This window comes from Caldisericum exile AZM16c01 (assembly GCF_000284335.1).
GTDB lineage: Bacteria > Caldisericota > Caldisericia > Caldisericales > Caldisericaceae > Caldisericum > Caldisericum exile.
Window position 1 is genome coordinate 1,384,167 of record NC_017096.1, and the last position, 13,181, is coordinate 1,397,347.

Below are 13,181 nucleotides of genomic sequence, written 5' to 3' on the forward strand. Positions count from 1 at the left end.
GAGGTGCAATATGGCAGGCAATATGTATGAAGACCCAAAGGTAATTGGTGAAAGGGCAATGGATTTACATAGGGCAATTGCCTCACTCATGGAAGAACTTGAAGCAATTGACTATTATAACCAAAGAGTTGAGGCAACATCTGACCCAGAACTTAAGAAAATTCTCATCCACAACAGAGATGAAGAGAAAGAACATGCTGCAATGCTTATCGAGTATTTGAGACGAGTTGATCCTAAATTTGAGCACGAGTTGAAGGACTATCTCTTTACAACAAAAGACTTTGGAGAAATGGGTTAATAAAGTTATATGAAAGTTGGAATTACCTTTAACCTAAAAAGAAGCGAAACCGAGTTAGACGAGTTTGATAGACCTGTAACAATTGAGGCAATAAAGCGTGCACTTGAGGCAAGGGGGCACAAGGTTAAACTGTATGAAGCAACTTCCCCCTTGCTCTTTTATTCACTTACAATTGATAGGCCTCAGTTTGTCTTCAATATCGCAGAGGGAAAATACGGAGCATACAGGGAAGCATTTGTGCCAGCGCTTTTAGATGAACTTAGAATTCCGTATACTGGATCATCTGTCTTATCTTTGGCTATATCAATGGATAAAGTGATGACAAAAGAAGTACTTTTATACCATGGTATCCCGACGCCAAAGTTTAAGGTTTTAAAGGTAATCGATCCTATTGAAATTGGAGATCTTAACTATCCTGTTATAGTAAAACCAATTTTTGAAGGCTCAAGTATTGGCATTACTTCAAAATCGATTTGCGAAAACGATATTGAATTAAAAGAGGCCGCTGAAAAAGCTTTTAGGAAATTTAAACGACCTATCATGGTTGAGGAGTTCATAGGCGGAATGGAAGTAACAGTTGGGGTAATGGGAAATTTTCCCCCACAGGTTTTGCCACCCATGGAAATTGATTTCTCAACGCTCTCAAAAAGAGAATTGAAGGCATCCCCCTACATACAAACTTACAAGTTCAAAACTGATTATTCAGACAAAGCCAATTATTACCTACCTGCAAGGCTTCCAGTGGAAGTGCTTCAAAAGATAACGGAGATTGTAAAAAATGCCTTTATTGCCCTAAGAAATAGAGATGTTGCAAGGTTTGACCTACGTGTCGACAAGAATTACAATCCATACATTCTTGAGGTTAATCCCCTCCCGGGGCTTGATCCAGAGCACTCAGATTTGCCACGTATATACAAACTCATGGGAAAAACTTATGGAGACCTTATAAACGACATACTTCAAGTAGCAGTAGAAAGATACCGACTTGAAACAAAAATCTCCTACAACCACGAAGAGTAAGTCCTTGCAAAAAATTAAGAGTGATTTTTAGTAAATAGACAATTTTAATACAATACTATATATGGGAGTAAGAGAGTACTTTGTTGAAAGACTAAAAGAAGCACTTAAAGAGAAAGATTTGACTCAAAGCGAACTTGCAAGAAGAACGGGCATCTCCATCGCATACATATCGCAACTCATACAGGGAAAAAAGACACCAACGATAAAGGTTGTTGCAAAAATTGCTGAGGCACTTGATTTACCTCCTTCTTACTTCATAGAAAAGACGGATATAAAAATCCTCTTTCACCTTGATAAAGATCTCACCGAAGAGGATATAAGGGCAATTGAAGCGTTTGTTGACTATCTTAAAAAAAGGAAAAGTGGAAACAAAGAAACTAATTGAGACATTTCCAAAAGGAAATCCTGCAAGACAAATAGACATTTTCAAGGCAATTGATTACTACATTGGTTTGGAAAATGTTTATGAAATTGAAAGTAGTATAAATTTTACATTAATATCCGAAGAAAAAACTTGCATATTTATAAATAAAAATCTACCATTTAAGGTTAAGCACTTCATTTTGGCACATGAATTTGTAGAATATTTAATGCAAAAACAAAAACCTTTTGCAAACTTCCCATATTATATCTATAAAGGGAGGGACAAAAAATTCCAGTGGAAAGTAAATAAAATTGCATCTGAACTCTTAGTGCCAGAGGTAGTCTTAAAGAAAATAATAAGTGAAGCGCTCCTCTACACTGATAGGATAAAATCACCGCTTGTAAATGAACTCTCTAATTATTTCGAAGTTTCAATTAATGTTATTAAAATAAGACTTAAATCTTTCGGATACGAGGTGGTTTTATGAAGGTTGTTTTCATTACGGGTGGTGTAATTTCTTCCCTTGGAAAAGGACTTGTTGCATCCTCATTGGGAATGCTTCTTGAAAGTAGAGGATACAGTGTTAATATTGTAAAAATTGACCCATACTTACAGATAGACGCAGGAACAATGTCTCCATACGAACACGGTGAAGTATTTGTTACAGATGACGGCGGTGAAACAGATCTTGATGTGGGAAACTATGAGAGATTTTTAAATAAAAACCTTACAAAGGATAACAGCATCACAACAGGAAAAATCTACTATTCAGTGCTAACAAAAGAACGAGTTGGTTATTATCTGGGAAAGACGGTGCAAGTTATACCTCACATTACAAATGAGATCAAAGATAATCTCAAAAAACTTGGAGAGCAATATGATATTCTTATCGTTGAGATCGGAGGCACTGTTGGAGACATTGAATCACAACCTTTTTTGGAAGCAGCTCGACAAATGAAAATTGACTTAGGCAAGGAAAATGTTTCCTATATCCATGTTTCTCTTCTTCCATATCTTAGGACAACACAGGAAGTAAAAACAAAACCAACACAACACAGTGTTAAGGAACTTCGAAGCATTGGTATTCAGCCAGATTTACTTGTGGTAAGAAGTGAGGTGCCAATCCAAAGATCCATAAAAGAAAAATTGTCTCTTTTTACGGATGTAAAAGTTGAGAACGTCCTTGAAGCAGTTGATACTGATAACATCTATAAAATCCCAATTCTCCTTGAAAGTCAGGAGTTTTCTAAAAGAGTATTAGAGGTTTTAGGACTTCAGGAACGAAAATTAAATATTGATAAGTATCTTGATTTCTTGGAAAGAATGGAGCACCCCAAAAGAACTGTCAGAATTGGCATAATTGGAAAATATGTTGAACTAAAAGACGCATACAAAAGTCTCATCGAAGCGCTAAAGCATGGCGCAACAGAAAACAGGGCAAAACTTGAAATTATATGGATCAATTCAGAAACTCTTGAAAATGAAAATTATAAAAATGTTCTAAAAGAGGCAAATGTTGATGGTATCCTTGTTCCTGGAGGATTTGGCATAAGAGGTATTGAAGGGATGATAAATGCAATTCACTTTGCAAGAGTAAATAAGGTTCCATTTTTGGGAATTTGCCTTGGAATGCAACTTATGACGATTGAGTTTGCTCGGAATGTTTGCGGGCTTAAGAAAGCAAACTCAACAGAATTTGACCCAAAAACACCATATCCTGTAATTGACATCATGGAAAGTCAAAAGGATATCAAAGCACTTGGCGGCACAATGAGACTTGGCGCACAAAAGGCAATTCTTAAAGAAGGAAGCCTTGCGCACAAGATCTACGGGATAACTGAAATTTTAGAAAGGCACAGACACCGTTATGAAGTTAACAATGAATTTTTACCAATACTAACAAGCCACGGCTTTGTTGTATCGGGCACTTCGCCTAACGGTAAACTCGTTGAATTTGGAGAGATTATAGACCACCCGTTTTTTATTGGGACACAGGCACATCCTGAATTTAAATCGAGACCTTTAAACCCACATCCCTTATTTGTAAAATTTATCGAGGCTTCGATTACAAGCCATAGTACATCTTAAAAATTGTTTGAATTAAACTTTCAGGAAGAATTTTCTTTAAAATAACAAATAGTTTCTCAAAAAATGGGCCAACAACATACTTGTTCTGTGGATTTTTGCTTGTAATAATTTTATATATTAGTTCTGCAACAATTTTTGGATCGCTTCCTTCGGTTTCGTCCTTTTCCATTCGTGAAATTGCTTTAAAGAATTTTTCATAATATGGCGAATTCTCTTTGGTGTATTTTTCTCTTCTCCCTGTAAAGCCTGTTTTAAAATCGCCTGGTTCAACAACAACAACATGAATCCCAAACTGCTCAACTTCCATTCGGAGTGCCTGAGAAAATCCCTCAATTGCAAACTTAGAAGAAGAGTAAAATGCCTGATACGGGAGACCAATAAGCCCTGCAATGGAACTGAAATTGATAATTAAGCCTGAGTGCTTTTCTCTCATGTACGGTAATACCGCTTTTACAAGATTAACCGCACCTATGAAATTTACTTCTATTTGCCTTTTTATTGCTTCGATTGGTGTATCTTCAACTGCACCAGAAATACCAAAACCAGCAACATTTACAAGTGCATCAATATGCCCTTCAATTTGGACGATTTGTTTAACAACCTCTTTTGCCTTATCGAAGTCTGTTACGTCAAGCGTAAAAGTGCGATCTTGAATAGAATCTTTAAGTGTGCGTGATACACCATAGGCATGGATTCCCTTTGAATTGAGGTAATTGAATATCTCAAGTCCAAAACCAGATGAGGCACCAGTAACTAATATTATTTTATTCATTTTTCCTTATGCTCCTGCTTGCCCTTATGTTAACTCCCGTTCCAAGGGCATTCTCAAGAATTATATCATCCATCTTTACGGGTGCATCAACTTCTATTTTTCTTAGTTCGTCCATAAGCTTGAATATGAGATTTTTTGGAAATGGAGCATCTGTATAAACAGGTAGAAGCGGATGAACACCATTTTTAATTTTAACAGTTGTTGCAACCTTGCGCCTTGGGTCTTTGACTTCCTGCTTTGCAAAGTCAATTCCTATATTGCACTGATTTCCTTCAACCTTTTCGACTTCTCCATTTTCGATATACACTGTAAGAGAGCACCCAACAGGACAACCTAGACAGGTGAATTTCCTTGTTTCCATACTAACCTCCAAACCTTTCAACACTTACGATAAGTTCTTTTGTCTTTCTTACATCATCGTAAGCCTTTTGAGGAATGGTAAGTGTTACCATTTCGGCAGGTCTCACATAACGCTCAAGTTTTCTTGTAATAAGATTTTGTCCATCACTTACTTCTACCCAAACCTTCTCCTCTATTGGCTTTACGACCCTCATCATGAGTTTTACAGGACCATTTATAAGAGCATCTCTTTTAATGTATTGAGGCACAATGTGATGAATGTTGTTTCCTGGAACAAGTTTTACAAAATCACCCTTTTCTTTAACAACTTTTACGTATCTTGCCGCACCTTTCCCGGCTGTAATTCCTGCATCCGTCACCCAATCGACGAGGTCAAAAATATGAACGACATTACCTGCAGCAAAGATCCCTGGAACTGAAGTCTGCATCTCCTCGTCAACAAAGGGGCCCTGAATTAAAGGATCTATCTTAACACCAACTTTCTTTGAAAGTTCGTTTTCAGGAATAAGCCCAACAGACAAAAGCAATGTGTCTGCGGGGATAATTTCTTCTGTTCCTTTAATGGGATTAAAGTGCTCATCAACCTGAACTGATTCAATTGCTTCAACTCTATTTTTCCCTAAAATACGATTCACAGTATGACTTAATTGAAGCGGTATATTAAAATCTTGAAGGCACTGCACATAATTTCTTGTAAGACCGGTAAGATGTGGCATTATTTCAAGCACTCTTTCTACTTTTGCTCCTTCGAGTGTAAGCCTTCGAGCCATAATCATTCCGATGTCGCCTGAACCAAGAATAACAAATCTCTTCCCTGGCATAAAACCTTCAATATTTACAAAGCGCTGCGCTGTTCCTGCGGTATAAACGCCTACAGGTCTAAAACCTGGTATTCTAATCTGGGCACGAGTTCTTTCTCTTGCACCCATTGCAAGTATGATAGAGGTTGCTTCAATTTCTTTAAAACCGAACCACTTGCTTGTGACATAAACTTTCTTTGATGGCGTTATATCAAGAACCATTGAGTCAAGCAAAAATTCTACACCTACCGATTCTGCCTCGTTAATAAACCTTTCAGCATATGCTGGACCTGGTAAATCTTCCTTGAATATTTCAACACCAAAACCATTATGAATGCACTGATTTAAAATACCTCCAGGTTCTTTATCTCTATCTATGATGAGAACTGATTCAGCGCCTTCTTTTTTTGCAGAGATCGCCGCAGCAAGCCCACCAGGACCAGCACCTATAACAACAACATCGTATCTCTCCTTCATCTTACACCTCTTTGGTCTTTCTTAGAAGAAAATAAGAATCATCACCTTTTTTAGTAACTTCAAGAGGCGAAATACCAAGTTCTTTAGAAAGAATTTCAACAACCCTTGGGGTATCAAATGCGCCTTGGCATCTACCTGTACCAAGCCACGTCCTGCGCTTAATTGCATCATATGTCCTTGCAGGGACTGGCGCATGGATTTCATCAAGAATTTCTCCCTCGGTAACATATTCGCAACGGCAAATAATTCTTCCGTAGGAAGGATTTTTACTAACGAGTTTTGCTCTCTCCTCATTACTCATATCTTTAAAACGGGGTCTTGGTGATCTAATGGGATTAAAGTCCTTTTTCTCCTTTAATTTAAGCCCGGAATCCTTCAAAAGCTCAATAACTCTTTCCGCAATAGCAGGAGAAGATGCAAGACCAGGCGATTCAATACCTGCAACATTAACAAGCCCTATATCTTTATTAACTTCTATAAGGAAATCATGGTGGTAATCGATATTTGGGTTCGGAGTCCTTGCGTTTCCTGTTGCTCGCAAACCTGCAAAGATTGCAATAACGTGCTTCATGCTATTTGCAATTTGCGGAACAAGTTTTGATGCTCCTTTAAAGACCTCATCAAGTCCTTCAACCGTGTTTGAGGTGTCTTCTTTATCAGGAACTTCATGCGAATTTGGACCTATTATTGTATTTCCATGAACGGTTGTCGTAACCATTATGCCTTTGCTTATTTCAGTTGGCACTGGGAAGAGGACCTCTGAAATAGCAAATTCATTTCTATCAAAAATATAATACTCACCTTTTCTTGGTGTAATCTTGAATTCTGGATGCAAATTTGCCTTGTGCATAACGGTATCTGCATAGAGACCAGCTGCATTAATTACCCAAGAACAAAGAAAATCCCCTTTGTTTGTTTTGATACCAACAATACGCTTCCCATCAAAAATAAAATCCTCAAAAGAAGTTTCAAGGAAAAGTTTAACACCATTAACGACTGCATTTTCCATTGGCGCAAGCGCTGCTTGAAAGGGATCAATAATACCTCCAGTTGATGCAAACATTGCACCACCTACATCCTTATTAATGTAGGGAAGTCTTGACAAAACCTCATCTCTACCCAATATTTCAAGGCCTATAACACCGTTTAGCTTTCCTCTATTATAAAGTTCCTCAAGTTTGTTAAATTCATTGCTATCTATTGCAACAACATAATCACCAGTTCTTTTAAAAGGGATACCAAGCTCAAAAGCAAGTTGATCCCAGAGTTTATTACCCCTTACGTTTAATTCTGCTTTTAGGGTCCCAGGCAGAGGATCATATCCTGCATGAATAATGGCAGTGTTTGCAGCAGTTGTTCCCATACACACATCTGACTCTTTTTCAATCACCGCAACATTCAATTCATACCTTGAAAGTGTCCTTGCAATCATTGCACCGACAACACCTGCGCCAATTACAATAACATCAAACTTTTCCATGATACCTCCACAATAACTCATTCGTCTGCAAGATTTAAAGATTTTTCAATTGCCCTAAGCCATCTTTTGTATAAATTATTTCTTGTATTTTCATCCATATTAGGTGTCCAAATCTTATCAACTGCCCAATTCTTTCTGAGTTCTTCCTCTGAAGTAAAGAGTTTTACGGCAAGCCCTGCTACATAGGAAGCACCAAGTGCAGTTGTTTCAATCACCTTTGGTCTTACAACAGGCACGCTAAGGATATCCGACTGGAATTGCATAAGAAGTTCATTTACAACCATTCCACCATCAACTTTTAACACCTCAAGTTTTATATTTGAGTCATGTTCCATTGCATCTATTACATCTTTTGTTTGAAAGGCAGTTGCTTCAAGTGCAGCACGTGCAATATGCCCACGGTTTGCATACCTTGTTAAACCTATTATAACGCCCCTTGCATCTGTTCTCCAGTAAGGCGCAAAAAGGCCAGAAAATGCTGGCACAAAATAAACACCACCGTTATCAGGCACACTTCTTGCAAGTTCCTCGATGTCGCTTGATTTATTTATAATTTTGAGATTATCTCTCAGCCATTGAACGAGCGCTCCAGTAATTGCAATCGAACCTTCAAGTGCATAGTAAGGTGGATTTTTTCCAAATTTGTATGCAACAGTTGTAAGAAGACCACTTCTACTTCTAACAAGATTACTTCCCGTATTTAAAAGCAAAAAACAACCTGTTCCGTAGGTATTTTTTGCCTCACCTACAGCAAAACACGTTTGCCCAACAAGTGCAGCCTGTTGATCGCCAAGCGCCCCACCAATTGGAATTTCGCAGTTTAAAAAATCAAGTTTTGTAAAGCCGTAGAGATTGGGGTCAGATGATGGACGAATTTCAGGAAGCATACCTAAAGGAATATCAAGAATTTTTAAAATTTCTTCATCCCATTCAAGTTTTTCGATATTTAATAGCATCGTCCTTGAAGCATTTGTGACATCAGTTATATGTTTTCCGCCGTTTGGTCCGCCTGTAAGGAGCCATATAAGATACGTATCAATGGTGCCAAAAAGTGCGTTTCCTTTGTTTGCTTCTTCTTTTACGAAAGAAACATTTTCCAAAATCCACTTCAACTTCAAAGCCGAAAAATATGTTGAAATTGGAAGTCCGGTCTTTATTCTAAACCAATCATCAAAACCATCTTTTATGAGTTTTTCAACACCATCCTTGGTGCGTGTATCCTGCCATACAATTGCATTGTAAAAAGGTTTTCCGGTGTTTTTATCCCAAACTATCGTTGTTTCTCTTTGGTTTGTTATCCCGATAGATGCAATTTCACAAGGGGAAATGCCCTTGCGCTCTATTACATCACGAATAACAAACTTTGTATTCTCCCAGATTTCAACTGGGTCGTGTTCAACCCAACCAGGTTTTGGAAAAATCTGTTTGTGCTCAATCTGGCTTTTTTCAACAGGATTTCCAAACCTATCAAAAATTATGAAACGTGTGCTTGTAGTTCCCTGATCAATTGCTCCAACAAACTTCTTTTCCATGTATCACCTCATGCACTTAGAATAAGCAAGTCTTCTTTTGAGAAATATATCTTTATTTTATCTCCAATCTCTGGAAGTTCCAAGCTGGGATTGTTAAAGGTATCGCAAGAAACAACTGAATCTCCCAATTTGACCTTTATTCTCACTATTGCACCCATAAACGTGACCTTTGAAACAGTTCCTTCAAGTGAATTTGTTGAATTTTCGTCAGGAATTATTTTAAAGCGCTCTGGGCGAATTGCAACAGTTATAATTTCATGCGCAAATTCTGAAAGAGGACGCCCAATGTCAAACTTTTGACCTGCAACTTCAAGGATGCCTTTATTTTTATCTACAACCTTTGTGTTAATAAAGTTTAGCGTTCCAACAAATGATGCCACAAAATGAGTTTTAGGGTTATTGTAAATTTCCTGAGGCGTTCCAACTTGCTCAATCATTCCTTTATTCATTACAACAACCCTATCTGACATGGTAAGTGCTTCCTCTTGGTCATGGGTAACGTAAATGGTTGTAATATTAAGTTTTTGTTGAATGGCACGAATTTCACTTCGCAACTCTACCCTAATTTTTGCATCAAGTGCAGATAAAGGCTCATCTAAAAGAAGCACTTCTGGGTATACTGCAAGAGCTCTTGCAAGGGCAACCCTCTGCTGTTGTCCACCTGAAAGTTGGTGAGGATAGCGCATTGCAAATTCCTGCATGTGTATGAGGTTAAGCATTTCTTCGACTCGTTTTTTAATTTCAGTTTCGCTTTTTTTCTTTACCCTGAGCCCAAAGGCAATGTTCTCAAAAACATTCATGTTGGGAAAAAGTGCGTATGATTGGAAAACCATACCAACGTTTCTTTTATTTGGTGGAAGGTATGTCACATCAACCCCATCTATGAGGATTTTCCCCATAGTTACAGTTTCAAAACCTGCAATCATTCGAAGGGTTGTTGTTTTTCCGCAGCCAGAAGGCCCAAGTAGAGTTACAAATTCACCTTTTTCAACGCTTAAATTAAAGTCAATAACAGCAGGAATAGGATTTTCTCTTCCATAATACTTTTTGACGTTTATAAGGTCAACAAATCCCATATTTTTCCTCCATTAGTGTATTCCTCCAATTTGCTCTTGTTTAACAAATGAAGTTCTTCCAACCCACTGAATTATTCCCATTGCAGCCCAAGTAAGTGCAAATGACATAATAGCAAGTGCAGCAGGTTCGTATGCTCTATTTTGTCCCAAAAGTGCCATATATGGCCCAAAGGCAGGCCATGCAAGCATCGATGCCATCGTAAGTTCACCAATAACAATTGCGAATGTCAAAAAGGTACCACTTATTAAGGCACTCTTTAGATTTGGCAATATTACTTTGATAAGAATCGTAGTCCATCCTGCACCAAGGCTTTCTGCAGCTTCAGTGAGGCGTTCAACATCCATTGCCATAAGTCCATTATCAACAGAACGGTAAATATATGGAAGCGCTAACACAACATAACCCATAACAAGGAGAAGCGGAGTTGTTGTAAGTTGAATTGGCGGCTTGCTATAAAGCCTTATAAGACCAAACACAAGGACAATTGGAGGAACAACAAAAGGCAATTGCGTGATAAACTCAATAACAGGACGCAGATGCTTAAGCCTTAGATGCACAAAGAACGCTGTTGGAACAATTATTAAAAGCCCAAAGATAATCGTCAAAACTGACATTTCAAGAGAAAATGTAAAGGTTTTGTAAAACTGCGGATCTTTCAGTACGGACTGATACGCTGCAAAACTCAAAACCCCTTTTTTCATCTTCAAAGAAAACAAGAACGTCGAAAAAAGAGGAAGAAGGAAATAAAGTGCACCTATAAATATCCAAAACCATCCCCAAAACCTACTTTTCTTCATTTTAACCACCTTGCAGTTTTACTCTGCAAATAGTTATAACTTAGAATTGTGACACCCATAATGACAATCATACCTAAGGCAAGTGCGTATCCAAGTCCAACATTATGCAAAATATCACCTCGAATTTCTGCACCAATGATAATCGGCACAAGATTCAAAAACCCTCCCGTCAATGCATAAGCAGTTGCATAGGCACCAAAAGCATTTCCAAAAAGAAGCACCGTATTCGCTAAAATTGTAGGAAGAAGAATTGGAAGTCCTATGTGAAACCAGTATTGGATATTTGTTGCACCTAAATTTTCTGCACCTTCTCTCCATTCCTTCTTCATTCCTTCAAGAGCAGGTGTCATAAGAAGAACCATTAGAGGTATTTGAAAGTAGATATATGTAAGACATAAACCCCAAAAACTATAAAGATTAAATCCAAAATCATAAATACTGATATGAAAAATTTGTTGTATTAATGTTGTGATAAGACCAACTCTTCCAAGCGTTGAGATAAAAGCAAAGGCAAGCGGCACCCCTGCAAAATTTGAAGCAACACCACTAAACGTATTTAAATATGATTTAACCCAAGAAGGAAGATTTCCAAAAGTGGAAGCGTAGGCAAGCATAAAACCGATAAATGCACCAATAATTGCCGTAAAAAGGCTAACCCTAATGCTTAAAAGGTATGCACCCATTATGTATGGCGTAAAAAGATCTTTAATGTTTTGCAAGGTAAATTTACCTGCCGAGTCCTGAAAAGCAGAGATAAATATGGAAATTGTCGGAAGTATTAAAAATGCAACAACAAAAATAATAAAAGGAAGAAGAAAGAGAAAACTACTAATTAATGGAAATGAAGGACGGGGCTTTTCCCCGCCCTCTTTTGTATGTTCCTGTTGCACCATTTCACTTTACATTGACATTTACAACTTTATCCCAGTTGTTTGCAATGTCCTGCTTTGCTTTAGTGATTTGGTCAATTGTTGGGAAGATTGCCTTTGCGTAAAGTTCTGCTGGTGGTAATTTCTTTGCAAGATCTTCAGGAATTACATTCCTCTTTGCAAGGTCATTATATCTAATTGGGTGCACATAGCCTTTAAGATAAAGGAGTTGTCCTTCATCTGAGTAGAGGAACTCCATCCAGAGCTTCGCTGCGTTTGGATGTGGTGCATAAGCACTTATTGCCTGAACATAAACGCCTGCAACAACAGAACTCTTTGGTATTACAACTGATATTTCAGGGTTACCATTAAAATTGTCCCTATCAGTAAGTGCAAGGTAATCCCACATCATTGCAATCGGTGTTTCCCCACTTGCAATTGTTCCAGGCTTTGCAATAACCGGCACAAAATTGCCAAGTTTGTTTAGTTGAGCAAAATATTGAAGTCCAGGCATGACATTGTCAAATGAGCCGCCGTTTGATAATGCTGCTGCAGCAACTGCCATTGCAGCCATTGCCGAAGTTCTTGGATCCCCACCGAGTGCAACCTTGCCCTTATACTCTGGTTTCAAGAGATCTGACCAGTCCTGAGGAATATCTTTAATAACACTTGAATTCACTTCAAATGCCAAAACCCCATAGTAATCTCCATACCAGTATCCATCAGGGTCTTTTACATCGTTTGGTATTGTATCCCATGTTTGCACTTTGTATGGCTGAATAAGACCTTGATCTTTCGCAGTAGGCCCCCATGCTAAGCCAACATCTATTACATCAGGTGCCTGAGGTCCTGTGCTACCTTTATTTGCCTTAATTGCCTCAATTTCATCGCCAGAGCCCGCATTTGGATCAAGTTCATTAACCTTTATTCCATACTTTTTAGAGAATGTTGAAATAATTTCCCCATAGTTTGCCCAGTCATGTGGAAGAGCAATAACTGTAAGTTCGCCTTCTTTCTGTGCCGCTTTAATGAGATTGTCAAGATACGCATTGCCAGTTCCTGTTTGCACCATTGTAGTTTTCTTTGCACAACCAGTTAACCCAAAGGACGCAAAGAATACAATAAGAAGCATTACTACAGCAAACTTTGACATAAGCGTCTTCTTCATACCTACTCTCCTTTCTGAGTTTTTTGAACTCTCTACATTTTACCCAAAACAGAGCGTAATAAAAATACAAAAATAGAAA

At 38.0% G+C, this 13,181-nt stretch carries 14 protein-coding genes; 5 read left to right on the forward strand and 9 right to left on the reverse strand.

Annotated features, from left to right (window positions below):
- Nucleotides 1-10 precede the first annotated feature (10 nt).
- The 5 genes from CSE_RS07020 to CSE_RS07040 all read left to right on the forward strand — a co-directional run bounded on the left by CSE_RS07020 (nucleotide 11) and on the right by CSE_RS07040 (nucleotide 3,770).
- On the forward strand, nucleotides 11-298 hold the full coding sequence (locus tag CSE_RS07020) for a ferritin family protein (protein ID WP_014453952.1): 288 nt from the start codon (nucleotides 11-13) through the stop codon (nucleotides 296-298).
- 9 nt (nucleotides 299-307) lie between these two features.
- The gene (locus tag CSE_RS07025) at nucleotides 308-1,318 is read left to right on the forward strand and encodes a D-alanine--D-alanine ligase family protein (RefSeq protein ID WP_014453953.1); all 1,011 of its coding nucleotides are present in this window, start codon (nucleotides 308-310) and stop codon (nucleotides 1,316-1,318) included.
- A 61-nt stretch (nucleotides 1,319-1,379) separates the two neighbouring features.
- On the forward strand, nucleotides 1,380-1,703 hold the full coding sequence (locus CSE_RS08030; RefSeq protein WP_014453954.1) for a helix-turn-helix domain-containing protein: 324 nt from the start codon (nucleotides 1,380-1,382) through the stop codon (nucleotides 1,701-1,703).
- On the forward strand, nucleotides 1,681-2,169 hold the full coding sequence (locus CSE_RS07035) for an ImmA/IrrE family metallo-endopeptidase (protein ID WP_014453955.1): 489 nt from the start codon (nucleotides 1,681-1,683) through the stop codon (nucleotides 2,167-2,169). Before CSE_RS08030 ends, CSE_RS07035 begins: the two co-directional genes overlap by 23 nt.
- Nucleotides 2,166-3,770 carry a CTP synthase gene (locus CSE_RS07040; RefSeq protein WP_014453956.1) on the forward strand — a complete coding sequence of 535 codons (1,605 nt, stop codon included), beginning with the start codon at nucleotides 2,166-2,168 and terminating at the stop codon, nucleotides 3,768-3,770. Before CSE_RS07035 ends, CSE_RS07040 begins: the two co-directional genes overlap by 4 nt.
- Here the strand turns inward: CSE_RS07040 and CSE_RS07045 are convergent.
- Genes CSE_RS07045 through CSE_RS07085 form a run of 9 tightly spaced genes read right to left on the reverse strand, consistent with a single transcriptional unit; the run spans nucleotide 3,748 to nucleotide 13,006 of the window.
- A complete protein-coding gene (locus CSE_RS07045) occupies nucleotides 3,748-4,542 on the reverse strand; it encodes an SDR family oxidoreductase (protein ID WP_014453957.1) in 795 nt (264 codons plus the stop codon). The two genes, CSE_RS07040 and CSE_RS07045, sit on opposite strands and share 23 nt — an antisense overlap.
- On the reverse strand, nucleotides 4,535-4,903 hold the full coding sequence (locus tag CSE_RS07050; protein WP_014453958.1) for a DUF1667 domain-containing protein: 369 nt from the start codon (nucleotides 4,901-4,903) through the stop codon (nucleotides 4,535-4,537). The genes CSE_RS07045 and CSE_RS07050 overlap by 8 nt, the downstream gene beginning before the upstream one ends.
- A gap of 1 nt (nucleotide 4,904) precedes the next feature.
- Nucleotides 4,905-6,179 (reverse strand): NAD(P)/FAD-dependent oxidoreductase, encoded by a 1,275-nt coding sequence (locus tag CSE_RS07055; RefSeq protein WP_014453959.1) that lies wholly within the window; start codon nucleotides 6,177-6,179, stop codon nucleotides 4,905-4,907.
- A 1-nt stretch (nucleotide 6,180) separates the two neighbouring features.
- On the reverse strand, nucleotides 6,181-7,659 hold the full coding sequence (locus CSE_RS07060; RefSeq protein WP_014453960.1) for an NAD(P)/FAD-dependent oxidoreductase: 1,479 nt from the start codon (nucleotides 7,657-7,659) through the stop codon (nucleotides 6,181-6,183).
- A 17-nt stretch (nucleotides 7,660-7,676) separates the two neighbouring features.
- Nucleotides 7,677-9,191, reverse strand: a complete 1,515-nt coding sequence (gene glpK, locus CSE_RS07065; RefSeq protein WP_014453961.1) for a glycerol kinase GlpK — start codon at nucleotides 9,189-9,191, stop codon at nucleotides 7,677-7,679.
- An 8-nt stretch (nucleotides 9,192-9,199) separates the two neighbouring features.
- On the reverse strand, nucleotides 9,200-10,267 hold the full coding sequence (locus tag CSE_RS07070; RefSeq protein ID WP_014453962.1) for an ABC transporter ATP-binding protein: 1,068 nt from the start codon (nucleotides 10,265-10,267) through the stop codon (nucleotides 9,200-9,202).
- Between the two features lie 12 nt (nucleotides 10,268-10,279).
- Nucleotides 10,280-11,065 (reverse strand): ABC transporter permease, encoded by a 786-nt coding sequence (locus CSE_RS07075; protein ID WP_014453963.1) that lies wholly within the window; start codon nucleotides 11,063-11,065, stop codon nucleotides 10,280-10,282.
- Nucleotides 11,062-11,958, reverse strand: coding sequence for an ABC transporter permease (locus CSE_RS07080; protein ID WP_014453964.1), 897 nt, complete (start codon nucleotides 11,956-11,958; stop codon nucleotides 11,062-11,064). The genes CSE_RS07075 and CSE_RS07080 overlap by 4 nt, the downstream gene beginning before the upstream one ends.
- Before the next feature lies 1 nt (nucleotide 11,959).
- Entirely contained in the window at nucleotides 11,960-13,006 is a 1,047-nt protein-coding gene (locus CSE_RS07085) for an ABC transporter substrate-binding protein (RefSeq protein ID WP_156785926.1), read from the reverse strand.
- Nucleotides 13,007-13,181: the final 175 nt, after the last annotated feature.